The sequence below is a fragment of the Candidatus Solincola tengchongensis genome (assembly GCF_015711935.1).
GTDB classification, from domain to species: Bacteria; Actinomycetota; Geothermincolia; order Geothermincolales; family RBG-13-55-18; genus Solincola_A; species Solincola_A tengchongensis.
In genome coordinates this window covers 1-23,095 of record NZ_JACVJJ010000107.1, presented here as the reverse complement: position 1 = coordinate 23,095, position 23,095 = coordinate 1, and the positions used below count along the sequence as shown (strand labels likewise).

Below are 23,095 nucleotides of genomic sequence, written 5' to 3'. Positions count from 1 at the left end.
CGACCGGCCGCGAGGCCGATTTCCGGGTGCAACGGCAGAAGATGCAGCGCATGAGGTACCTGACCGTAACGTCGTGAGTCCAGACCCCAAGAGAGCCACCCCGTTTCCACGAGGTCACCAAGGCATGGAAAGGGCTGGGCCACTCGGTATGTCTGGAGAGGTGAGAGGAATGTTCAAGGTAGGAGACGTGGTCGTTTATCCCCAGCACGGAGCGGGCGTCATCGAAGAGGTTACCGAGACCCTGGTGGAGGGGGAGAAAAGGACCTATTTTGTACTCCGCATGTGCCAGGGCAACCTCAAGGTTATGGTGCCTGCGGACAACACCGAGGAAGTGGGCCTCCGGAAGGTCATAAGCAGGGATGAAGTGAACAAGGTGTTCGAGGTCCTGAGTGCGGAATGCACTCCCATGCCCAGCAACTGGAATCACCGCTACAAGAAGAACCGGGACAAGCTGCGCAGCGGCGATATCTTCCAGGTGGCCGAAGTGGTCCGCAACCTCACGGTCAGGGATATGGAAAAGGGGCTTTCCTCCGGTGAGAAGCGAATGCTCAATCAGGCCCGCGAGATACTGGCCAGCGAGCTCATGTACGCGGTGGAGGTCGAGGTCGACGAAGCCCTGCGCATGATAGAGGAGGTCTTCACCTCGCCTTCCTGAGGGAGCGGCGGGGTGTTATCATTTAATACGCCCTCATCCGGTTTTTCATCATCGATCTTCTTACCCGGTGAGGGAGGGGGAGGCGTCGACTTAAAGACGAGGAAAGGAGGGTTGCCTCACCCCGGAGGGGAGAACTGGGTTCATGGTAGTCCTGATCGTCCGATTGATATTCATGGTCATCGGAGGGATCGGGGGCTACGAGCTCGGGGAGCTGATGGAGCGGTCCTACCTGCAGAACCTGGACCCCACCTATTCTATCATCGGCTTTATCGTATCCATAATCGTCTGCGTGGGGCTTGGCTTCGTGTTGGGAGGGGCCGCCGGAAGGTACACCGCCAAACTGCTCAACCGCTTCGAGGTGGCCATACAGGACATTCCGGGCACCGACCTTCTTATGGGCGCGGTGGGCATCATTGCCGGCTTCCTGATCGCCTTTCTGCCCTCGATGATCCTCTTTCGTTCCTACCCCGGATGGCTTTTCGCGGTCGTCCTCTATGCGGTCTGCGGGGTCATAGGCTATATAGTGGCCGTCCAGAAGAAGGACGACCTGATCGCGCTGTTCCGCCCCTCCCGCCATGCCCTAGCCGCGGAGGAGGAGAGGAAGCCGGTGGCCGCCCGCATCCTGGACACCAGCGCCATCGTCGACGGCCGTATCGCGGACATCTGCCAGACGGGCTTTCTGGAAGGGCAGCTGGTGGTCCCCCGCTTCGTGCTCAACGAGCTGCAGGCGGTGGCCGACTCCGAGGATCCCTTGAAGAGGAACAGGGGGCGCAGGGGCCTGGAGGTGCTGAACGCCCTGCAGAGGCAGGAACGCGTGGAGGTGCGTATCGAGGAAGCGGATTTCCCCGAGCTCTCCGGCGTGGACGCCAAGCTGGTTGCCCTGGCCAAGGCGTTGAACCTCCCCATCATGACCACCGATTTCAATCTCAACAAGATCGCGGAACTCCAGGGTGTGCGGGTACTCAACGTCAACGAGCTGGCCAATTCCCTGAAGCCCGTTGTCCTTCCCGGGGAGACCCTCACCCTGACCCTCATAAGGGAGGGAAAGGAACCCGGACAGGGGGTGGGCTACCTGGACGACGGGACCATGGTGGTCGTGGAGGGCGGAAAGAGGCATATCGGCAAGGAGGTCCGGACCGTGGTCACCAGCACCTTGCAGACCGCGGCTGGGAGGATGATCTTCGCCTCCCTCAGCGACCGCGAGGGTTGACGGCCGGAGGTTCCGGAGGCGCACGGGATGAGGCTGGGCGGCCGAGGACTTGAAAAGCGGATGCCCTCGCTGGGATATGGGCCGATGCCGGCGAAAAGCAAGGGCCGGGCCGGCCCTCGGGAAGCGGACGAGACAAGGGTCGGCCGGAAAGACTCTGGGGATGCGGAGGGACACGGCGAGAGCTCCACGCCGCCCGGCGGGGGCGAGAAAGGGGAAGCGGGCGGGATGGCGCGGAAGGAGGCTTGACCGGAAGTGAAGGCCGGTGCTGTGGTGGCCGGAGCGGGAAGGGGAGAGAGGGTGGGACTGCCGGAGGGTAAGCAGTTCCACAAGCTGGCCGGCATTCCCGTTCTGGCGCGCTCCCTGCTCAACCTGGAGGCGGTGGACGAGATAGAGGAGATCGTCCTCGTGGTCAACGCCGATGAGATACGGCGCGCGGAGGAGGAGATCGTCTCCGCTTACGGGTTGCGCAAGGTGAGCATGGTGGTGGCGGGCGGGGAATACCGCCAGGAGTCGGTCTTCAATGCCCTGCGCTCCATGTCCGGTTCCGTGGACTACATCGTGATCCACGACGGCGCCCGGCCCCTGGCCACCCCGGAACTCTTCCGCAGGACCCTGAAGGCGCTGCGCGACGCGGAGTGCGAGGGGGTCATTACCGCCGTTCCTGTGGTGGACACGGTCAAGGAGGTGGAAGGGGGGTGGGTGTTGAGGACACCCGAGCGGAGGCGCCTCTGGGCGGTGCAGACCCCGCAGTGCTTCAGGGCCCAGGCCCTGCTTGACGCCCACGAGCGGGCCTTCCGCGAGGGGGTATGGGCCACCGACGACGCCGCCCTCCTGGAGAGATACCGCTACCGGGTCCGCGTGGTGGAGGGGGAGATAACCAACATAAAGATCACCTATCCCACGGACATGCTCATCGCCGAGGCGCTGCTGGAGAAGGGAGGCCTGCAAGTTGTCGTGCCGGGTGGGTCTGGGGTTTGACGCCCATCCCTTCGTGGAGGGAAGGAGGCTGGTCCTCGGAGGGGTGGAGATCCCCCATGAACGGGGACTGGCCGGACATTCCGACGCCGACGTGCTAGTGCACGCCCTCATGGACGCCTTGCTGGGAGCCTGCGGAGAGAGGGACATAGGGGTGAGGTTCCCGGACACCGACCCCACCTTTCGAGGCATCTCCAGCATGGTGCTCCTGGAGGAGGTCATGGGCGTGGTCCTGGAACGCGGGTTCCGGGTGTTGAACGTGGATTGCGTGGTAGCGGCCCAGGAGCCCCGCATCTCTCCCTACGTGGAGGAGATGAGAAAACGCCTGGCCTTCATCCTCCGTGTTCCGGAGAGCAGGGTGGGAATCAAGGCCACCACCACGGAAGGCATGGGTTTCACCGGCCGTGGGGAGGGGATCGCCGCCATGGCCGTGGCCCTGGTGGAGGAGAGAACCGAGCCCTGAGGCGCGGTCGAAGGGCTTGGAGCCCATGCGGGCAAGCCGTCTGTGGCGTAGGGGTTCCACTGGGTCTACCCATGGAGTTTGGCCTTTCCGGTAGGGGGGGCGGCGAAGAGGGCCGAGCGGGCCGGTGAAGGGGCACGGTGTCCGCGGCCCGCAGTTTTTAGGGGATGGAAACGCAGTGCATGCGTCGGCGCGAGAGCGCTTCCCTCGGGCGTGAGCCGTGAGCTCAGAGGCCCAGCCGGTCGGATATATCCTGCATGGCCTCCAGGGCCAGGGCCAGGAACCTGTCCAGATCGAATCCCGCCCTTTCGCACTCCATGATCACCTCACGGCGGGCCCCCCGGGCGAAGGCCTTCTCTTTCATCCGCTTGCGCAGGGAACCGACCTTCACCCCGGCCAGCTTCTTCTCCGGGAGGACCAGGGCGGCGGCGACGATGAGGCCGGTGACCGTCTCCGCCGCGGCCAGGGCGTGCTGGAGGACGGTCTCGCGCTCTCCGAGCCCCAACCCCTCGGCGTTATGCATGCGCACCGCCTGCACCATTTCCGGGGGAGCGCCACTCCCGGCCAGCAACCTCGCCGCCTCCTCGCCGTGCGTGCTCATATCATTGCCACATATTTCCAGGTCTATGTCGTGCAAGAGGCCCGCCAGCCCCCAGAGTTCCTCGTCCTCCCCCAGTTCGCGCGCCAGCCGGCGCATGACCGCTTCCGTGGCGTAGCAGTGCTTGCGCAGGTTCTCCGAACTCAGGTTGGCGTGAAGCAGGTCGAGCGCCTCTTCCCTCTGCATCGTCCCTCCTCTCCCTTCAAGGGGCCCGTTTCCGCCCCTCCTCCCGCCTCCACGGCTGCTTGTGGAGCGGCGGTCTCCACCGGCCGGTCCGGGGCCGCGACCTATACAAAAGGCATGCTGGTGGCCTATAAAAAGATACCGCAAGTCCAAGGATTTTCCAGCACCTACTGCCTTCTCCGCTCCGGTAGGAGGGAGGAGCACGATTTGGTGCGGCAAGAACGATCCCCTGCTGCGGGTGAACATGCTTGTTTTGACGGGATGAGGGGGAATAGTCTTTCGGTCTTTGATCAGGTCCCGAAGGGGCTGCCGGGGCGAAGTGCTTCTTTGAATCCTTAAGGCCGCTCCCGTGCGGGCGGCGGGCAAGTGGACCACCCCGGATCGGGCTTCCGGCGAGGGGTGGATGCGGCCGCGGTGCTTTTTGGCCCGCCCTCCCGCCGGACGTTCCTGTGGATCACGCCCGCGGGGAGACGAGGGCGAGAGGATCCGCTCGATATCCCGATCTGTCGTGCTCGAAACTTCCGCTGGCCTCCGAGCCATGGGTGCGGTACCGTCTCGGCAGGCGCTTTTGGGGTTGAAAGACGAGAACAACCCTTTGATCCTGGCAGAACAAGCAAAAGCGGTGGGACGGTTGACAATGGAAAAACATCGGGCTATAAAAATTACAATTGAGTGAGCACTCACTCACTAAATTGTCTTCGGAGGCTGGTCGGCGGGTGCGGGTCATAAGGAACTAGACGGGCTTTTCCGTCAACGTAAAGAGAAGGCCGGCGGGCGATGGGAAGCGATGGCACGAAACGGCGCGTGAAGGGCTGGGAACGGCCGAAGGCCGGAAAGGGCCGGGTCGAAGGTGCCGGAGGTCGAGAGGGCCTGCAGGGGGCGCGGGGCAAGGACGACCGCCGCACCCGCATTATCCTCTCCTGCATAGACGTCTTCTCGCGCACCAATTACGAGAGGGCGACGACGGCGGTGCTGGCCCGGGAGGCGGGGGTGGCGGAGGGCACCATCTACAAGTATTTTTCCAGCAAGAAGGAGCTCTTTCTGGCCTGCTGCCGTTACATCGAAGAGCAGCTCCTGCAGCGTTACCGGGCCATTTACCGGGACTACCGCGAGCAGCCGCTGGAGTCGCTGAAGCGCGTGGGGCAGAGCTATCTTGACTTCATCCGTGAAAACCCCACCATGCGCAAGTTCCTGGCCTTCGTCCTCAACAACAGCTACGACGAGGATTTCATGAGGGAGCTTGAGGAGTTCTTCACCATCAACCGCCTGGCTGTGGAGGAGGTCATCCGGGAGGCGCAGAGGAAGGGGGAGCTCAAGCCCAGCATCGATCCCAAGATCGCGGCCTGGTTTTTCGTAGGAGGATATTTCACCCTCATCCTCATGGCCGAGATGGACGAGGAGGCGGTAAACGACCCCCATTTCATGGACAAGTACATGGCCCCCCTGTTCTCCTGACGCTTACCTCGGGCGGCAGGTGGCGCGGGAGGACTGGAGCGGGGAATCGGAACGGTCGGGGAAAGAGACGGCGAACGGCTTCCGGGCAGCGGAAGAGTTCACGGGACGTGTGAGCAGATATGAGTCGTCTTCGGGGCAGCAGAAAGGGGTGATGGCATGACTCCCGAGGAGAGGCGGATGTACCTGCGCCGGGTCTGGCTGCTTTGGCGCCTGGCCCGCTCCCTGGCGCTGTTCCTGGCCGACGAATACCGGCGCGGAACGCTCAAGGAGAACCTGCGCAGCATGCGGGAGGCGAAGGGGCTGACCCTGGCCCGGGACATGTCCCACGCCGAGCTCCTGGAGGAGAAGGCGGAGAGGTACGGAGACCGTCCCTTTCTCCGTTTCCAGGACCGCGTGTTCACTTACCGGGAGATGAACCTCAACGCCAACCGGGTTGCCAATTTCCTCCATAGTTTGGGTGGCGGTCCCGGCATGGGTTTGGCCATCGTCATGAAGAACTCGCCCCGCTGGCTGGACGTCTTCTTTGGGCTGGAGAAGCTGGGCATGTATGCCGTCCCGGTGAACGTGGCCCTGCGCGGCGACCAGCTGGCCTACGTGCTGGACAACTCCGACGCCTCCATGGTGGTCGTCGACCACGACCTGCTCCCCTATTTCCAGGCCGTGGCGGACCGCGTGGAGAAGGTGAGGAAGGTGGTCGTCAACCTTGAGGGAGCCCCGGAAGATTTCCGGTTGCCCGAGGGGATGGAGGACCTAGATGCCGCCTACGGGCCGGGCTCCGACCCCTCGCAGCCCGCGGTGTCCTATAACCCCGAGGACCTCTGCGTGATCATGTACACCTCGGGGACCACGGGGCTCCCCAAGGGAGTGGTCTACCGCTACAACAACAGCAACGTCAAGGCCATATCCGTGATCGGGCGCCTGCTGACCGGAAGAAAGGACGTGGCCTATACCTGCTACCCCCTCTTCCACGCCAACGCCCTCTTCCTCACCGTGATCCCCTCCATGCACTGCGGGGCCCAAGTGGCCCTGGGGGTGAGGTTCAGCGCCAGCCGGTTCTGGGACGAGATCCGCCGCCACGGGGCCACCACCTTCAACGGCCTGGGGGCGGTGATGCCCATCCTCATGAAGCAACCCCCCAAACCGTCGGATCGGGACCATCGGGTGCGCTTCATACTCTCCGCGGGTTGTCCGGCGGATATGTGGGAGGACTTCGAGAGGCGCTTCGGGGTGAGGATCTTCGAGGGCTACGGGGCGGTGGACGGGGGCGGCGTCCTGATAACCAACTTCGGGACCGCACCCGTGGGGTCCATGGGAAAACCGCTCAACGCCAGGTGCCGCATCATCGACGACCGGGGGAATGACGTCCCTCCCGGTACCCCCGGTGAGCTCATCTGCTGGGTGGGAGAGCGGAAGGGCTCCGTCGAGTACTACAAGAACCCGGAAGCCACCAGCGACAAGGTGAGAGACGGGTGGCTGTACACCGGAGACCTGGTTTACGCGGACGAAAAGGGTTACATCTACTTCCTGGGGCGCAACACGGAATCCATGCGCGTCAAGGGGGAGAACGTCTCCGCCTACGAGGTGGAGCAGGCTATCCTCAAGCATCCTGACGTCCTGGAATGCGCCGTCTACGCCGTGCCCTCCGAGCTTGCCGAGGACGAGATCATGGCCACCGTGGTGCCCGTGGAGGGGAAGGCCCTGGACCCCTCCTCCATGCCCGCCTTCCTCTCCGACAAGTTGGCTAAATTTGCCATCCCACGCTACTGGCGAGTGGTGGAAGAACTGCCCAAGACGGAGACCCACAGGGTCATCAAGAAGGAGCTGGAGAGGATGGGCGTGACCCCGGACACCTACGACGCCAGGGCGGGCGAGAGGTGACAGGGATGGCGGCAATCGCCCGCCGCTCCGCGATGAGGAACGAGGAGGCATGATGGGAAACGACGTCTACATCCTGGGCGTGGGCATGATCCGTTTCGGCAAGTACGCCGAGAAGAGCGTGAAACAGCTCACCGCCGAGGCCCTGCAGGCCCTCTTCGAGGACTTCCCTGTAGAAAAGAGGGACATCCAGGCGGCCTGGTTCTCCAACTCCGGTTGGGGCATGAACACGGGGCAGCACTGCATCCGGGGCCAGGTGGCCCTGGCCCCTCTGGGCATCCAGGGTATCCCTATCGTCAACGTGGAGAACGCCTGCGCCGGAGGTTCCACCGCCTTGCGCGAGGCCTGGCTGAGCGTTAAGGCGGAGCAGTTCGACCTGGTGCTGGCGATAGGGGTGGAGAAGACGTGGTTCCCGGAGGACAAGGCCAAGATGTTCGAGGGGTTCCTCTCGGGCATGGACGTGGAGTTCGCCCGCAAGGTCATCGAGGCCTTCCAGGCCGATGCCGCGCGCAGGGCCAGGGAAGCCGGTGCGGAGGGCAAGGAGAAGAAGGGCGGCCATTCCGGCTTCATGGACGTCTATGCCATGGGGGCACGCGCCCACATGCAGAGGTACGGGACCACCCAGAGGCAGCTGGCGACAATCGCCGCCAAGAACCACCACCACGGCTCCCTCAATCCCCTGGCCCAGTATCAGAGGGACATGAGCGTGGAGGAGGTCCTGGAGGACGCGCTGGTGGCCTATCCCCTCACCCGCTCCATGTGCGCTCCCATAGGTGACGGGGCGGCGGCGGCCCTCCTCGGGTCCGAGAGGGCCCTGAGGAAATACCCGCATGCGCGGCCGGTGCGTGTCCTGGCCTCCGTCCTGGCCTCGGGCTCCCTTCCCGGCTCGGGCTTGGAATCCATAGGCCGCCGGCTGAGCAGGGAGGCCTACGAGAAGGCCGGGTTGGGCCCGGAGGACATCGACGTCGCCGAGGTACACGACGCCACCGCCTTCGGAGAGCTCATGCAGTACGAGGAACTGGGCTTCTGTCCCGAGGGGGAGGGCGGGCCCTTCGCCGAGAGCGGCGCCACCAGGATCGGCGGGAGACTCCCGGTGAACACCAGCGGGGGGCTGGAGTGCCGGGGCCACCCCATCGGAGCGTCGGGGATAGCCCAGGTGCACGAGCTGGTGACCCAGCTTCGCGGGGAGGCGGGTCCCCGCCAGGTGGAGGGGGCGCGCATCGCCCTGGCGGAGAACGGCGGCGGCTTCATCGGGATGGGTGAGGCAGCCATGTGCATCCATATTCTGGAAAGGGTTTGACGGAGGATCTCCCCGGTTCGTTTGGAAGGCGGGGACAGGGAGCGAGGCTCCTTTCCCCGGTGGGAATACGGTAATAACCGGCAAGATACAGCGAAAGCACGGTCGGTTTGGGGATGTAGCCGTCGTTTCCGACGACGAAAGGGGTGATGGCTGTGCTCGAGTTGAGCGAAGAACTGAGGCTCCTGGACGGTATGGCCAGGGACTTCGCCCTCAACGAGCTCGTGGAGGGGAGGGAGGAACGTGACCACTATCCCTTCGCTCCCCCCTCCGAGGACCTTCTGGCCAAGGCAAGGGAGGTGGGATTCTTTACCATCTTCCTCCCCGAGAAGATGGGTGGCGCGGCGGAGCCGGTACAGGCCCTGTGCCTGGTGCTGGAGGAGGTCTGCCGCGAGGATGCCAGCCTGGGAGGAGCGATATTCACCGTGGCCCTGGCCCAGGAGCTGCTGCGTCAGGCGGGTTCGGAGAAGGCCTTGATGAGAGCCTTTGCGCAAGCGGCTTCTCTCCGCGAGGCCTTGCCGGCTTTTCCCTCCTTTCACAACCCGGGCGACACGGCCCCTCTCCTTGTCGCCGAGAGGGGCGGTAGGGGATACCGGCTCACCGGGAGCGTGGAGTATGTGGTGCTGGGGAACGTGGCCGGAAAGGCGCTCCTTCCCGCCGCCTCCGCCGCTGGCGGATGGTCGCTCTTCACGGTGGACCTGGAGGGGGAAGGGGTTCGGGTGAGCGAGCCCGTCCTCAGCCTCGGCCTGCACGCCTGCCCGGCCGTGGACCTGCGCCTGGAAGGCGTGCCCGGAACGCTGGTGGGAGAGGAGGGGAAGGGGCAACTCTATTTCGAGGCCGCGGCGGACCGCTTGAGCGCCGCCTCCGCCGCCTGCTCCTGCGGGGTGATGAAGGGGTCCTTCGATGCTGCCCTGGAATACGCGCGCCAGAGGATGCAGGGGGGAAGGGAGATAGTCAACTGGTCCGAGGTGCGCATGATCCTCTCCTCCATGGCCGTGCGCGCCAAGGCGGCGGAGATGCTGGTGCGACGGGCGGCTGCGGCGGTGGATGGAGGTGAGCCGGGATGGGAGCTGGCCTCCCGGGCCGCCGCCCTCCTGGTCCAGGAAATGGCCGTGGAGGTGACCTGCGACGGTATCCAGATCCTGGGAGGGAACGGATACATGCAGGATTACGGGCAGGAGAAACGTTTCCGCGACGCCCAACAACTGCAGGCCCTGCTGGGCATGGTCCCCATGCGCAGGCTCCGCTATATCCGCCGCGTGGTGGACGGGGAATCCCCGTGGTCTTGAAGGGGGTGAGCGGGATGTCGAAGAAGGGCGAGTCCTCGCAACTGCTCCAGGAGTTCCCGGACTTCACGGACACCATGCACAGCCTGGTGGCCATGGAGAGGATTCCCGCGGGGGTGGTGGAGGAATGCCGCGAAGCGGTGGCGATGGCGCGGCGCTTCAACCGCACCGTGGCCCGCAGCTACGCTCTGGAGCTGGACCGCAGGATGCAGGAAGACCCCACCTTCCTCCCTTGGGAGCTGGTGGAGGAGGCCAACCGCTGGGGTTTCTTCACCATGTGGATTCCCAAGCTCTTCGGCGGGAAGGGATGGAGCCTGAGCAGCATATCCCCCTTCGTGGAGGAGCTGGCCTCGGAATGCCTGGCCATCACCAATCTCATCGGGGTGCATTACTTCGGTTACTCCATCCTGGTGGCCACCTGGAACATACGACTCATAGACATGATCAGCCGCGAGGTGGTGGAGGGGGAGAGGGAGGGCCGGCCGTGCCTGGTCTCGGGGGCGGTCACCGAGCCGGAGGCCGGCACCGACGCCGAGGAGGTGGAGCTCCTGGCCCGGGCACGGGTCCGCTGCCATGCCCGCCGGGTGGAGGGAGGATACGTGGTCAACGGGCGAAAGATATTCATCTCCAACGGGCACCTCTCCACCTGGCACATCCTCATCGCCTGCGAGGACCTGGAGAGGCCGGACGAGACCATGATCGCCTTCGCCGTCAAGAACGGTATGCCGGGTTTCTTCTTCGGGCGCATGGAGAAGAAGATGGGCCAGAAGGGCTGTCCGGCCAGTGAACTGGTCTTCGAGGACTGCTTTATCCCCGACGAGAACCTGCTGGTGGCCGCCTCCCAGCTCACGGGGATGAAGCGCGGGGCGCGGGAATTGGGCATGCAGCTCATCGACTTCGTGGTCTCCGCCACCCGCCCCGGGGTGGGAGCCATGGGGGCGGGGGTGGCGCGTGGGGCCTTCGAGCTCGCCCTGCGCTTCGCCCGGGAGACGGAGGTGGCCGGAAAACCCCTCATCAACCACGAATGGGCGCAGTGCCTGCTGGCGGAGATGTACAAGAACGCCGCGCTGGCCCGGCTCTCCTACATGGAGGCGAACTACTCCAACAGCATGTACGGCATGGCCAAGCTGCTCAGCTTCAAACCCCTCTACTACTACAACCGCCTGATACCCACCTCCATGTTCGACCGGTGGATGCCGGCGGCCAACAGCAGGCAAGCCACCACCGCCGTCTTCCGCAAGCTGGTCATGGACGGCCAGAGCGACGCGGAGGCCAGGCGGGCCTCGGGATGGGCATCCCTGGCCAAGGTGGCGGGCACCGACCTGGGGGTGAGGAACTGCCAGCTGGCCCTGGAACTCATGGGCCAGGCGGGGCTGCGCCACGACCGGCGAGCGGAGAAATGTCTGCGCGACGCCAAGCTCCTGCAGATATATGAGGGGACCAACCAGCTCAACAGGCTGAACGTCTTCAAGTGCCTTGTGGCTCCCGCGGCCCCGGAGGCCAGGGCTTTCGAGGACTGAGGAGGTCGAAGACGGACCGCCCGAGGGAGGATAACCGCCCTCACGGGTGGACGGGGATACGGGGGCGGGAAACGGTACGGCATGGGCCGGGCCCCGACTCCGGGATCCCGGCCATCCGCGGAGCGGGGCTTGAGGCCGAGAAGCCGCCTTTTTAGGCGAACTATCGGGGGAAACGTCGCGGTCGCGTCCGGACTCGAGAGTGGGATCTTAGGAGTGGCTCATGATGGAAAAGGCAACCGAGGAGAAGCGCCGCAGGGACGTCTCGTTCGGCGAGATGTACACCTGGCACGAGGGCATGGAATGGAACCCCGTGGAGAGGGTCATCCTGGAGCGGCGCAGCGTGCGCAGGTACAAGGAGGAGCAGGTCCCGGAGAAGCTGGTGCGCCGGGTGCTGGAGGCCGGCCGCTTCGCGCCCTCCGCGGGCAACTCCCAGCCCTGGAAGTTCATCGTCATCCGGGACCCGGGGATGCTGGAGGAGATGGAAAAATATGTTAGATTGCGCTGCCGGCTCCTGAAGTTCCTGCTGGACTGGGAGAGCAGCCCCCTGGGGAGGCTCTCCTGGTTCCTGTCGCAGGTATACATACGCCTCATGCCCAACGAGCTGCACCCCATACCCTTCGGGGCCATCCGGCTCATCGCCGACGGGAAGCTGAGGCTCTTTCACGGCGCCCCCACGGTCATCCTCGTCCTCATGGACCGGCGGGGGGTCTCCAAGCCCCAGGTGGACGTGGGCATCTGCGGGCAGAATATGGTCCTGGCGGCCCATTCCCTGGGCCTGGGCACCTGCTGGGTGGGCTTCGTGGAGCTCTTCAAGTTCGGCACCAAGTGGAAGAGGAAGCTGGGTATAAAGTGGCCGTACAGGCTGATGGAGGGAATAGCCCTCGGTTACCCCGTGGGAGAGCCCGACGGCATGGTGGCCCGTGAGCTGCACGAGATCGACTGGTGGGAGGACGGAAGGAAGAGAGCCGTCTTTTAAGGAGGTAAGGCAATGGGTTACCTCACGTTCAGGGAGAGGATGACCATCCCCACCTACAACGACCCGGAAGCCTGCCGGGTGGGGAAGGTGGTCATAGACCACGAGAAGTGCAACGGGTGCGGTAACTGCGCCCTCATCTGCCCCGGGGCATGCCTTTACGTGGCCGGGATCGGGAAGGACCGCAAGGCCTACATGATCGAAAGGATGGTCCCCGACTGCATGTCCTGCAACGACTGCGCCGCCATCTGCAGGCGAGGGGCTATCAAGGCCGCGCATGGATACGACTTCGGCGGCTTCTACAAGGTGCTCCACCGCGCGGAGATGGTCCCACCAAGGAACTTCTAAGGGGTCAGGTCTTGAATTGTGATACCCTGTGGGGTATTGGGGAGATCGGCACATCTCAAGGGCCGCCATTCCTCCCCCCACAATTCGGTGAAAAATGGGATGCGCATTTTCAGGAGCCACACCGAGGCTTGTGTCAGGCGCGAAGGCGGTCGGCGGTCCGTGACAGACCGGGATAGAAGGGAAGGGGGCGCAGATGTACAAGCTCGACGGAAAGAGGGTGGTGATCACCGGGGCGGGGTCCGGGCTGGGCAGGGCGTTGTCCCTGGCCCTGGCCTCCAGGGGGTGCCGCATAGGCGCCGCGGACATCGACGAGGGGAGAGCGCGGGAGACCCTAGAATTGGTGCGGGCGCGGGGCGGCGAAGGCGAGGCATACCGGGTGGACGTGGGAAGGCCGGAGGAGGTGGAGGCCATGGCCGAGCACTTCTTCCGCTCCTGGGGAGGCGTGGACGTGCTGGTGAACAACGCCGGGGTGGTGTCCACCGGCTTCGTGGGGGACATCCCCCTCGAGGACTGGGAATGGGTCTTCAGGGTCAACTTCTGGGGGGTACTCTACGGATGCCATTATTTCATCCCCCGCATGAAGGCCCAGGGCGGCGGATACATCGTCAACGTGGCCTCGGCGGCGGGACTCCTCACCCTCCTGGAGATGGCCCCCTACAACGCCACCAAGGCGGCGGTCGTCGCCCTTTCGGAGACCCTGCGCAGTGAGCTGGCTCCTTTCGGCATCGAGGTGACCGCGGTTTGCCCCATGTTCTTCAACACCCGCCTCCTGGAGAGCATGCGTTATACCGACGCCTTCGAGAAGGAGTTCGCCGAGACCACATTCCGCTTCGCCCGCATGAGTGCCGAACAGGTGGCGGAGGCCGTGGTGAGAGCCGTGGAGCGCGGGCGCCTCTACGTCGTGCCTCAGTTCTCGGGGCGTTTCTTCTGGGCTCTGAAGCGCCTGCGGCCCGGGTTCTATCACGGGGCGCTGGCCTTCTTCAACCGGGACGACCTGGGGAGGCGTCTCCTTCTGTGGATGGCGCGCAAGGGGCTCGTTCAGTGACCCGCGAACTTCCCGTGCCGTCGACGGTAAAGCATTCTTTTGTCATGAGGCCGAGTCCCCTGAGCCGGAGCGCTTGCCGGAAGATTCATCCAGGCACAGCAGGAGATGCTCATGAGTGGGAGCGAGGGCCCTGCGCCCTCGTTTGCGGACGCGAGCTTACCGGACGGCGAGGATTCCGATCCACCTTCCCGGATGTGAGCGAAGGTGGTATCTCGAGAGGGTGAAAGAAGGCCCGGGCGATGACCGGAGCGAATCTGCCGCGCAGGAAAGGCATGGACTGGTTCCGGGGGAGGAGAGCTGTGGTCACCGGTGCCGCCTCGGGCCTGGGAAGGGGGATCGCGCTTGCCCTGGCCCGGGCGGGTTGCGACCTGGTGGCCGTGGACGTGGACGCGGAGGGTCTGGAGAGAGTGCGCGGGGAGGTCGGTGCCCTTGGTGCCGAATGCGTGACGGAGACCGTGGACGTCTCCGTGCGCTCTCGCATGGAAGAACTTGCCAACAAACTGAATTCCCTTCCTGGCGGGGTGGACATCCTGGTGAACAACGCCGGGGTGGCCGTTTCCGGTGAGCTGGACGTCATTCCCGTGGAGGACATCGAGTGGATAGTGGGCGTGAACCTGATGGGCGAGATCTACGGGTGCCGCTTCTTCCTCCCCCACATGATACGGCGCGGAGAGGGTCACATCGTGAACGTCGCCTCCGTTTCCGGGTTCGCCGCCCTGCCCCTCCACGTGGCTTACACGGTGACCAAATTCGGGGTCATGGGGCTCTCGGAGATGCTCTGGGCGGAGGCGCGCAACCACGGGGTGGGCGTGACCGTAGTCTGCCCGGGGGCCATAAGCACGGATATAGGTTTTCGGGGCCGCAATCACTACCGCACGGAGAAGCAGCGGGAGAACGAGGAGCGCTATGCGGCCATACTCCGGGAGAGGGGCATGGCCCCCGAGGTCGCCGGGAGGAAGATTGTGGAGGCGGTGGCGGAAGGGAAATTCCTCGTCCTCCTGGGGAGGGAAGCCTACCTCCTCTACTATCTCAAGCGTTTGGCCCCAATGTCCTGCCTCCGGGTGGCCTCTTTGGTGGGACGCCGCCTCCTGTGAGCCGCCGGACTCGCCGGAGCCGGCATCGGTTCGGGTGGCGGGGATCGTTCTCCTTGCGGGGAGGTACGGATCTCCTTTGATGGACATGGGAATTCCCCCTGTCGGTAAAATGGTTCGTCTCACAAGTGGGAACTTCGTCGGGAAGGGCACGGTATCTACCTCTCCTGGAAATCCTGGAAATTTCCGGTTTTTACACAAGCTGCCGACATCGGTATGGAGTCCGATGTCCTCATTCGAGAGATTTCTTTTCGTGGATCAAGGGAGGGCCGGCGGCGCCTGCCGATCAAGGTATCCGGCAGCGAGGTTGGACATGGCGGGAAGGCCCGTGTCAGACGGCCGGCGGCAACCTGCTTCCAGACGTACCGTAGGAGCTCATAGCTCCCTTTGATGACCTGGAAGCTGAACTAAGGCTCGTTGTCGTCGCCTCTCGCGCCAAGGCATTCTTATTCCTCTCTCTTCAGACAGGTCGACGGGGGTGGGCGAGTTCGGACGGAGCGCGTTTCGATCAACGTCATGGGGCGAATAATGGAGGATGAAGGCTATGTGATGATTGGGAAGGGGGCATGAGCCGGAAACCGGGATCCGTAAAAGACCCGGGAGGGACCGTGCGCAACCCGAAAGGACGGTGGAGACGGTCTCATGACGGATGAAGGTTTCATGACGCATGAAGAAGCGAGGAGGGTGGACATGTCGGAGATGGACTGGGAGACCACGGACCGGGTGCTAAAGGAGGAGAGGCTCTTTCACCCTCGTCCCGAGGAGGTTTTGGGTTCCAACGTCATGTCCTATGCCCGGGAGAAGGGGATTTCCGACCTGGAGGAGCTCTATGTCTGGGCGGCCGACAACTATGAGGAGTTCTGGGAGGACATGGCCTCCCACCTGCACTGGTTCCGGCCCTGGGACAAGGTGCTCAGCTGGGACTGCCCCGACGCCCGCTGGTTCGAGGGAGCGAGCTGCAACATCGTCTACAACTGTCTGGACCGCCACATGGAGACCCCGGTGCGCAACAAGGTGGCTTTCTACTGGGAGGGAGAGAACGGGGTGCGGCGGATCTATTCCTATTCCAGGCTATATGATGAGGTCAATCGCCTGGCAAGCGCCCTGGCGCGTATGGGGGTGAGGAAAGGAGACCACGTGGCCATATACCTCCCGCGCATCCCGGAGCAGGTGGTGGCCATGCTGGCCACGGCGCGCATCGGCGCGGTGCACACCCTCGTCTATTCCGGTTTGAGCGAGAAGGCCCTTGCGGAGAGGATGCAGGACGCGGAGGCCAGGCTGGTGATCACCGCCGACGGTTATTTCTACCGCGGGAGCGTGGTGGAGCTCAAGTCGGTGGTGGACAGGGCCATCCGCTACTGCCCGAGCGTGGAGAGGATTCTGGTGGTCAGGCGGACCGGTAACCGGGTGATGATGGTCACCGGGAGGGACGTATACCTGGACGAAGCTCTGGCCCTTGCCGAACGCTACCAGCCGTGCGCGGAGATGGAGGCCGAGGATCCGCTTTTCATCCTCTATACCTCGGGCACCACCGGGAAGCCCAAGGGCGTGGTCCACGTTCACGGGGGATACATGGTGGGAGTTTACGCCACCACAAAGCTGGTCCTCGATCTCAAGCCCGAGGACGTCTACTGGTGCACCGCGGACCCGGGCTGGATAACCGGCCATTCCTACGTGGTCTACGGGCCGCTGCTCAACGGTGTCACCCAGCTCATCTACGAGGGAGCCGTGGATTACCCCGACCCGGCGCGCCTCTACTACAACGTGGACGCCTACGGGGTGTCCGTTCTCTACACCGCGCCCACTGCGGTGAGGGCGCTGATGCATTTCGGGGAGGCCTGGCCGGCCAAGTTCTCCATGGAGAGGGTGCGCCTCCTGGGCTCAGTTGGGGAGCCCATCAACCCCGAGGCCTGGATCTGGTACCGGAAGGCCTTCGGAGACCGCTGCCCGATTATGGACACCTGGTGGCAAACGGAGACCGGGATGCACATGATCACTCCCCTGGTGCCCCTGCCGCTCAAACCCGGCTCCGCGGGTCGCCCTTTTCTGGGGCAGAGGGCAGAGGTGGTGGACGCGGAGGGAAATCCGGTGCCCCCGGGTAAGGGAGGGTACCTGGTGCTCCTCAACCCCTGGCCCGCCATGATGCGCGCCGTTCACGGTGACCGCGAGAAATACGAGAGCTACTGGAGCCGATTTCCGGGCAAGTATTTCGCGGGCGACGCGGCCAGTGTGGACGGGGACGGCTACTTCTGGATTCAGGGAAGGGTTGACGACGTGATAAAGAAGGCCGGCTACCGCCTGGGTTCCATGGAGATAGAGAGCGCCCTGGTATCCCATGAGGCGGTGTCCGAGGCGGCGGCAATCGGCCTTCCGGACGAGATCAAGGGTGAGCGCATCAAGGCCTTCGTGGTCCTCGCTCAGGGGGTGCAGGGCAGCGACTACCTGGCCGACCGGCTGCGCGACCACGTGCGCTCCACCATGGGGGTCATCGCCGTGCCCGACGAGATAGCCTTCGTGGACAGCCTTCCCAAGACGCGCAGCGGCAAGATCATGCGCCGTCTGCTCAAGGCCCGGGAGCTGGGCCAGGAGGTCGGCGACCTGTCCACCCTGGAGGAATGAGCCTTCCAAAGGACGGATGGCCCGAATCCCGCGGGCGTTAAAGGATAAGAAGCCGTTGACCTCCATGCCGGGGGTAACCGTTTCCGGGGCCTTACAAGGTCTCCCAGAACCCGTGCGAGGAATCCAGGGGCCATAGCGTAAAGCCGGGAATATGCGGGTCTGCGATCACGGGGCCTCCAGGCGCGGAACCCCTGCCCCCTCCACCGGGAGGACCCCTGCCCCCTCCCAGGAGATAATCTCCACGGCGACCGAGCGACGGGCCTTTTGCTTGATCCGTTAAGGAAAAACTTCTCGACGGCCGATTGACTTAACCAAACGGGGGCTTCATACTTGTCCGGTGGCTCCGGCTTCCCGGAGCCCTTGGGCGGGGGTGAGTCCCCGCCGTGTTTATGCGGGGAGGAGGCGCCGCCGGCAGGGGCTCGCCTCCGGGCGAGCGAGGAAGCCTGAGGAAGGCCGATGGAGCGCGGTTTGGAAGACGGGAAGAGGATCGCCAGAAATATAATTCTCATCATGGGAGGGGGGACCTTCCGGGCGATACTCATGCCCATCTTCACCGTGCTCGTGGCCCGCAGGCTGGGAACGGAGGGTTTCGGGGCCTATTCCTTCGCCCTCTCCCTGGCCTACATCCTGCTCATCATCGGTGAGCTGGGCCTGCCCAAGCTGGTGGTGAGGGAGCTGGCCGCCAACCGTGGCGAGGTGGCCCGCTACGTCGGGGACCTCACGGTCCTGAGGCTGATCACCGGCGTGGCCAGCGCGGGTATCATCTACGCCATCGTGGCCCTGACCGCCAGGTCCTCCGACACTCGCCTTCCCCTTTTCCTCATCGGGCTCAGCTTCGTGGTCTTCACCGGCCTGAGGCGTTTCTTCGATGCCGTCTTCCAGGCCTTCGAGGTCATGAAATACCAGGCCCTCTCCGACCTGGTGGACATCCTGCTGACCTTCGGCGTGGGTTCCGTCCTCCTCCTGCGGGGTTTCGGGTTGGTGGGCATCTCCTATGCCCTGATGGTGGGAGCGGTGGTCTCCATGGGGGTGGACTTCATCATCCTCACCCGGAAGATGGGAAAGCCCGTCTTCACCCTCGACCTGGCCTTCTGGAAGAGGATGGTGGCCGGCGCGCTCCCCTTCGGGGTCATCGGCCTGGTGACCTTCCTCTTCGGTTACACCAACACCGTCCTGGTGTCCGCCTTCAAGGGCGACTATCAAGCCGGCCTCTTCAGCTCCGCCTACCGCATCATCTGGGCCATGGCCGTGGTGCCCGCCACCTGCATGACCGCTGTGTTCCCATATCTTTCCAGAACAGGCAGGACCTCGGCCCAGCGCAACCGGGAGGTGATCCGCAGGGTGGTCAAGTATCTGGCCTGCGTGAGCCTCCCCTTCTGCGCGATGATGGCCCTTTTCGCCCCTCAGGTGATAAGCGCCGTTTACGGGGATTCCTATGCCTCCGCCCGCTCCGCGCTCTGGGTTCTGGCCGCCATCCCCCTCTTCAGCTTCACCTACATCCCTCTCATCGACCTCCTGAACGCGCATTACAAGCACAGGCTCAGCATGCTGGCCATCCTCGCCTGCGCGGGGGTGAACGTCCTCCTCTGCCTTTTGCTGGCCCCGGTCATGGGATTCATGGGCGCTGCGGTGAGCACCCTGGTCTCCGAAGCGGCCATGCTCGGGCTGGTACTCCTCCTCGCCTGGAAGCACGTGCGCGTCCACCCCCGCATGCTGGGGAACTGGAAGCCCGCCCTGGCCGCGCTGACGGCCGCTCTCCTGTGCCTTCCCCTGCGTTCGGCCCTCCCCTTCTTCGGGCTGGCCTCGGTGTACGTGGCCGCCTACCTGGGCGCCCTCTTCGCCCTGCGCACCTTCGACGCCGCGGACTGGAGGATATTCATGTCCGTGCTTCCCAGGCGCGCCGTTTCCCGGGCCTGACGCGAAAAGCCTGCTCGAGGGATTCGCGCGGACGGGTACCGCACACGGGTGAGCCCATTACCAGCGGGGCGATCTCGAGACCTGAGAATTAGACCAGCGTGTGTCGTGCGGGATATCCGGGGTGGGCCCATTACCCGCGGGGTGTTCTCGGGCCTGCGGGGAGGACGGCGCCGGGAGGTGCCGTATCCGGCCGGAAGCGGCGAGTGAAAACCTGTTTTCTCCTGCGGGAGCGAGAGGTTCGGTGCGCCGTACGTTTCACGCTTTGTCGGAGGGCGGTCATCTCCGTCTCCGGAGCCCATGACCATATGTCGCGGCGGAGCGTGCGGGATTTCGTGAGCCGCATCAGCGGGCGGTTATCTCCAGTTCCAGGACCCCCTCCGGCGAGAGTTCCCACTCCGCCGAGGAATCCCGTCCGGTGATGGTCTCCACATACCCTTGCAGGAGTCCCACGAACATGAGGTGTAGGGCGGCGTTCTCCAGGCGGACGCGGAGACGGCCGTCTTTCAGGGATAGGGTGCGGAGGTTGCCCAGCCCGCGCAGGGCCAGCAGCCTGCGGAACTGCTCCTCGCTCTCGATCTCCTGCGCCTTATAGAATCCCGACCTGACGAAGCGCCTCTGGGCCTCGACGATGATACGGGGTATATCCTCTCCGAGCTCCTTTTCCAGCTCATCGAAGACGGCTTCCTGGTAGGCGGGTCCGAGCATGGCCAGGCGCCTCCCGGTGGCGAGGTCCGTGATGGTCCCCTCTTCCAGGTTCCACTTGAAGGCGGAGAGGCCGGCCGGGCCGCCGCAGGTGCCGCACCGATCCAACTCCACATCGCCCGCGAGGAGATGGTATTCCTTGAGCTGGAGTCGGCCCTGGAATTGGGGAGGGTGTTCCGCCGGGAAAGCGTTGATTTCCACCTCGCCGGGCGAGACGATCTTGTACTCGACGTCGTTGTCGCGACGGGTTACCGCCTCCGTCGCTCCCGCCAGGTCCCCGCACCACAGCGGTATGGAGTAGGGGTTCCTCACCCTCTGCCTTATGAAGTCGCCCTCGTCCTGCTCGAAACGGTATCCCAGCACTTGCACGTCGCCGTATCCCATGATGCGGGCGAGGTTGTTATTGGCCTGGATGAGGAGGTTCATGTCGAATTCCTTGCGCGCCACCATATCCTTGACCTCCTCCGGAACCAGGCGGTCGATGTATTCGCGGGTGGCCCTGCGCTTGGTCTCGATGACGATGCGCTCGATGGGCAGGCCTATGATCTCCTCTATGCCTCGATACAGGTGGTCCAGATTGGCACTCTCCAGGAGCACCATACGGTGGCTGCGGTCTCCCCTCTGCACTATCACCCCGTTCTCCAGCCACTCGTGGTTGTCCACGAACTGGCGGGGCGTCCCGCATCGCGGACAGAACTCCATGCCTTCCATGGCTCCTCCCTTCATGCCCGGCGCATCCCTGAAGGTGCCGAAGATGTCCGTGTTTACCGGAGGGCCGTGCCCCAGGTTGCATCCCACCTCACCCCGGTCGACTCCAGCAGGCCGGGTGTATGTCGTCATTCTACAATAAAGGACGGGAGCAGGGCATGACGGGAGCGGGCGCGGGGGGTGGATCCGGAAGGGCAAGGACCCTTAGGGCAGCGGGAAACGCGGCCCTCGAAGAGGGGCCGGGGCCTAGTCCCCGGATACCGCATTTCGGGTACTCGGATGTCATAAATCTGTTATAATATCCCCTGCCTTATTTGCATCCCCGGTAAACCTTCCGGAGGTGCGGAGCGGGCGCCAGATGTCGGGATCGCGGAGGTCCGGATCCGGCAAGAGCGGCCGTGAACGGCTGGCGAAGCCGGAAGGGCCATCTCCGTCAAGAGGTGTTTTCGAGGTAAGTATCGGAGAAGAGGAAAGCGAGGTAAGAGACATGGCAGAGATCAGGGAAGCGGTCCTGGTGGACGGCGTGAGGACCCCTAACTTCCGGGCGCACAAGGAGAAGGGATGGGCCCGACACCTTCGTCCGGACGAGCTCCTCACCTATGTTTACAAGGCGCTCTTCGAGCGCAATCCCCAGGTGAAGCCGGAGGACGTGGACGCGGTGTTCTGCGGCACCGCCAATCAGACGGGTATGCAGAACGACATCGCCCGCCTGGGCTGGCTGGCCTCCGGGCTTCCGGAGAGCGTGCCCACCAACGGCATCAACCAGCAGTGCCCCTCGGGCATGTCGGCCATCGAGCACGCCTGCCGGGCCATTATGGCCGGGGAGGGGGAGATCTTCATCGCCTCCGGGGTGGAGGACATGATGAACGTGCCCATGGCCGCGGGCATGGATATCCCGCCCCGCATCGCCCAGTACTACAATCCCCTGGAGCTGCCCATGGGGGCCACGGCGGAGAAGATAGCCGAGATCTATAACGTCTCCCGCGCCGACGCGGAGCTCATGGCCTACTGGAGCCACATCAGGGCCCGCGACGCCCGTGACGCCGGGAAGTTCAAGGACGAGATCGTGCCCATTCCCGCCCTGGACGAGAACGGCAACGAGTTCCTCTGCGATCGCGACCAGTGGATCCGCGACAATCCCAGCCTGGAGCAGATGGCCCAGATGCAGCCGGCCTTCAAGCCCGATGGCATCGTCACCGCGGCCACCAGCTCCCCTCTCACCGTGGGGGCCTGCGCGGCCCTGTTCATGAGCCGGGAGAAAGCCGACGAGTTGGGCCTTTCCTACCACCTCCGTTACGGCGGCGGGTGCATGGCCGGCTGCGACCCCACGGTCATGGGCATCGGCCCGGTTTACGCCGTGCAGAAACTCCTGGCCCGTAAGGGTCTCACCGTCAAGGACATCGACCTCTGGGAGCTCAACGAGGCCTTCGGCACCCAGGCCCTGGCGGTAATCCGCGAGCTGGGCATCGGCCACAACGCCCCCTTCGACAACATCAACGTCTGGGGCGGGGCGCTGGCCCTCGGCCATCCCCTGGGGGAGTCCGGGTGCCGCATCGTCATCACCCTGAGCAACATCATGAAGAAGGACTTCCCGGAGGCCAAGCGGGCCATCGCCACCCTGTGCGGCGGCTTCGGGAACGCCAATGCCACCCTCTGGGAGAAGGTGGAATAAGCCGGTCTTTCAGGGAATAGAGCGGGGGCGCGGAGTCTCCGCGCCCCCGTTGTTTTCCGGCAGTGAAGGCCACTCTCGGGGCCTCTCGAGGCCGGTTTTCCGAGCTTCCCCGACTCTCATTCCCTCCTGCACCGTATGAGGTATTCCCTGGCCTGGACGGAATCCCGCCATCCCCTACTCCGCACCTCTTTGGCCTCCAGCTTCTTATAGGTGAGGAAGAAGTTCTCGATCTCCACCAGCAGATGGGGAGGGAGCTGGTCGATGTCCGTGAACGGGGACCAGCGGGGATCGTTGACCGGTACCGCCAGCACCTTGTTGTCCACGCCCTTTTCGTCCTCCATGAGCAGGAGCCCGATGGGCTTGGCCTGGATGAGGCATCCCGAGAAGGTGGGCTCGTCGAGGAGGACCAGGATGTCCACCTCGTCGCCGTCCTCGGCCAGGGTACCCTCCACGTAGCCGTAGTCGGCCGGGTAATGTACGGCGCTGAACAGCACGCGGTCGAGCTT

At 64.3% G+C, this 23,095-nt stretch carries 19 protein-coding genes; 16 read left to right on the top strand and 3 right to left on the bottom strand.

Annotated elements, in window-relative coordinates; translation table 11 throughout:
• Window positions 1–169 precede the first annotated feature (169 nt).
• From H7007_RS10705 to ispF, 4 genes are all read left to right on the top strand, one after another.
• On the top strand, window positions 170–655 hold the full coding sequence (locus H7007_RS10705; protein WP_287155259.1) for a CarD family transcriptional regulator: 486 nt from the start codon (window positions 170–172) through the stop codon (window positions 653–655).
• 142 nt (window positions 656–797) lie between these two features.
• On the top strand, window positions 798–1,865 hold the full coding sequence (locus tag H7007_RS10700) for a PIN/TRAM domain-containing protein (RefSeq protein ID WP_287155258.1): 1,068 nt from the start codon (window positions 798–800) through the stop codon (window positions 1,863–1,865).
• Between the two features lie 252 nt (window positions 1,866–2,117).
• On the top strand, window positions 2,118–2,843 hold the full coding sequence (gene ispD, locus H7007_RS10695; RefSeq protein WP_287155257.1) for a 2-C-methyl-D-erythritol 4-phosphate cytidylyltransferase: 726 nt from the start codon (window positions 2,118–2,120) through the stop codon (window positions 2,841–2,843).
• On the top strand, window positions 2,815–3,303 hold the full coding sequence (gene ispF / locus H7007_RS10690) for a 2-C-methyl-D-erythritol 2,4-cyclodiphosphate synthase (protein WP_287155256.1): 489 nt from the start codon (window positions 2,815–2,817) through the stop codon (window positions 3,301–3,303). Before ispD ends, ispF begins: the two co-directional genes overlap by 29 nt.
• 223 nt (window positions 3,304–3,526) lie before the next feature.
• Here the strand turns inward: ispF and H7007_RS10685 are convergent, their stop codons facing one another.
• Window positions 3,527–4,084 carry an HDIG domain-containing metalloprotein gene (locus tag H7007_RS10685; protein WP_287155255.1) on the bottom strand — a complete coding sequence of 186 codons (558 nt, stop codon included), beginning with the start codon at window positions 4,082–4,084 and terminating at the stop codon, window positions 3,527–3,529.
• A gap of 774 nt (window positions 4,085–4,858) precedes the next feature.
• Here H7007_RS10685 and H7007_RS10680 point away from each other — a divergent pair.
• From H7007_RS10680 to H7007_RS10630, 11 genes are all read left to right on the top strand, one after another.
• Window positions 4,859–5,536, top strand: a complete 678-nt coding sequence (locus tag H7007_RS10680) for a TetR/AcrR family transcriptional regulator (protein ID WP_287155254.1) — start codon at window positions 4,859–4,861, stop codon at window positions 5,534–5,536.
• A 156-nt stretch (window positions 5,537–5,692) separates the two neighbouring features.
• Complete coding sequence (locus H7007_RS10675) at window positions 5,693–7,414, top strand: AMP-binding protein (RefSeq protein WP_287155253.1); 1,722 nt, start codon at window positions 5,693–5,695, stop codon at window positions 7,412–7,414.
• A gap of 52 nt (window positions 7,415–7,466) precedes the next feature.
• Window positions 7,467–8,711, top strand: a complete 1,245-nt coding sequence (locus H7007_RS10670; RefSeq protein WP_287155252.1) for a thiolase family protein — start codon at window positions 7,467–7,469, stop codon at window positions 8,709–8,711.
• Window positions 8,712–8,857: 146 nt separating this feature from the next.
• Complete coding sequence (locus H7007_RS10665; RefSeq protein WP_287155251.1) at window positions 8,858–9,997, top strand: acyl-CoA dehydrogenase family protein; 1,140 nt, start codon at window positions 8,858–8,860, stop codon at window positions 9,995–9,997.
• Between the two features lie 14 nt (window positions 9,998–10,011).
• The gene (locus tag H7007_RS10660) at window positions 10,012–11,514 is read left to right on the top strand and encodes an acyl-CoA dehydrogenase family protein (protein WP_287155250.1); all 1,503 of its coding nucleotides are present in this window, start codon (window positions 10,012–10,014) and stop codon (window positions 11,512–11,514) included.
• Window positions 11,515–11,734: 220 nt separating this feature from the next.
• Window positions 11,735–12,490 (top strand): nitroreductase, encoded by a 756-nt coding sequence (locus tag H7007_RS10655; RefSeq protein ID WP_287155249.1) that lies wholly within the window; start codon window positions 11,735–11,737, stop codon window positions 12,488–12,490.
• A 12-nt stretch (window positions 12,491–12,502) separates the two neighbouring features.
• Entirely contained in the window at window positions 12,503–12,835 is a 333-nt protein-coding gene (locus tag H7007_RS10650) for a 4Fe-4S dicluster domain-containing protein (protein WP_287155248.1), read from the top strand.
• A 193-nt stretch (window positions 12,836–13,028) separates the two neighbouring features.
• Window positions 13,029–13,880 (top strand): SDR family NAD(P)-dependent oxidoreductase, encoded by an 852-nt coding sequence (locus H7007_RS10645; protein WP_287155247.1) that lies wholly within the window; start codon window positions 13,029–13,031, stop codon window positions 13,878–13,880.
• A gap of 239 nt (window positions 13,881–14,119) precedes the next feature.
• On the top strand, window positions 14,120–14,974 hold the full coding sequence (locus H7007_RS10640; protein ID WP_287155246.1) for an SDR family NAD(P)-dependent oxidoreductase: 855 nt from the start codon (window positions 14,120–14,122) through the stop codon (window positions 14,972–14,974).
• A gap of 687 nt (window positions 14,975–15,661) precedes the next feature.
• A complete protein-coding gene (gene acs, locus H7007_RS10635) occupies window positions 15,662–17,590 on the top strand; it encodes an acetate--CoA ligase (RefSeq protein WP_287155245.1) in 1,929 nt (642 codons plus the stop codon).
• A gap of 456 nt (window positions 17,591–18,046) precedes the next feature.
• Window positions 18,047–19,507 carry a flippase gene (locus tag H7007_RS10630; protein WP_287155244.1) on the top strand — a complete coding sequence of 487 codons (1,461 nt, stop codon included), beginning with the start codon at window positions 18,047–18,049 and terminating at the stop codon, window positions 19,505–19,507.
• Window positions 19,508–19,849: 342 nt separating this feature from the next.
• Here the strand turns inward: H7007_RS10630 and H7007_RS10625 are convergent, their stop codons facing one another.
• On the bottom strand, window positions 19,850–21,007 hold the full coding sequence (locus H7007_RS10625; RefSeq protein WP_287155242.1) for a hypothetical protein: 1,158 nt from the start codon (window positions 21,005–21,007) through the stop codon (window positions 19,850–19,852).
• Between the two features lie 397 nt (window positions 21,008–21,404).
• Between H7007_RS10625 and H7007_RS10620 the strand changes: the two genes are divergently transcribed.
• Complete coding sequence (locus H7007_RS10620) at window positions 21,405–22,589, top strand: thiolase family protein (RefSeq protein ID WP_287155241.1); 1,185 nt, start codon at window positions 21,405–21,407, stop codon at window positions 22,587–22,589.
• A 116-nt stretch (window positions 22,590–22,705) separates the two neighbouring features.
• Here the strand turns inward: H7007_RS10620 and H7007_RS10615 are convergent.
• Window positions 22,706–23,095 (bottom strand): inorganic diphosphatase (locus H7007_RS10615; RefSeq protein WP_287155240.1); only part of this gene is annotated, 390 nt, incomplete at its 5' end.

Bases quoted from the DNA above. Each gene is read 5' to 3' on its own strand.
- H7007_RS10680 (WP_287155254.1), top strand. From the start codon at position 4,859: ATGGGAAGCGATGGCACGAAACGGCGCGTGAAGGGCTGGGAACGGCCG.
- H7007_RS10620 (WP_287155241.1), top strand. From the start codon at position 21,405: ATGGCAGAGATCAGGGAAGCGGTCCTGGTGGACGGCGTGAGGACCCCT.
- H7007_RS10645 (WP_287155247.1), top strand. From the start codon at position 13,029: ATGTACAAGCTCGACGGAAAGAGGGTGGTGATCACCGGGGCGGGGTCC.
- H7007_RS10705 (WP_287155259.1), top strand. From the start codon at position 170: ATGTTCAAGGTAGGAGACGTGGTCGTTTATCCCCAGCACGGAGCGGGC.
- H7007_RS10640 (WP_287155246.1), top strand. From the start codon at position 14,120: ATGACCGGAGCGAATCTGCCGCGCAGGAAAGGCATGGACTGGTTCCGG.
- H7007_RS10685 (WP_287155255.1), bottom strand. From the start codon at position 4,084: ATGCAGAGGGAAGAGGCGCTCGACCTGCTTCACGCCAACCTGAGTTCG.
- H7007_RS10675 (WP_287155253.1), top strand. From the start codon at position 5,693: ATGACTCCCGAGGAGAGGCGGATGTACCTGCGCCGGGTCTGGCTGCTT.
- H7007_RS10660 (WP_287155250.1), top strand. From the start codon at position 10,012: ATGTCGAAGAAGGGCGAGTCCTCGCAACTGCTCCAGGAGTTCCCGGAC.
- H7007_RS10670 (WP_287155252.1), top strand. From the start codon at position 7,467: ATGGGAAACGACGTCTACATCCTGGGCGTGGGCATGATCCGTTTCGGC.
- H7007_RS10650 (WP_287155248.1), top strand. From the start codon at position 12,503: ATGGGTTACCTCACGTTCAGGGAGAGGATGACCATCCCCACCTACAAC.
- H7007_RS10665 (WP_287155251.1), top strand. From the start codon at position 8,858: ATGGCTGTGCTCGAGTTGAGCGAAGAACTGAGGCTCCTGGACGGTATG.
- H7007_RS10630 (WP_287155244.1), top strand. From the start codon at position 18,047: ATGGAGCGCGGTTTGGAAGACGGGAAGAGGATCGCCAGAAATATAATT.
- H7007_RS10700 (WP_287155258.1), top strand. From the start codon at position 798: ATGGTAGTCCTGATCGTCCGATTGATATTCATGGTCATCGGAGGGATC.
- acs (WP_287155245.1), top strand. From the start codon at position 15,662: ATGTCGGAGATGGACTGGGAGACCACGGACCGGGTGCTAAAGGAGGAG.
- H7007_RS10655 (WP_287155249.1), top strand. From the start codon at position 11,735: ATGATGGAAAAGGCAACCGAGGAGAAGCGCCGCAGGGACGTCTCGTTC.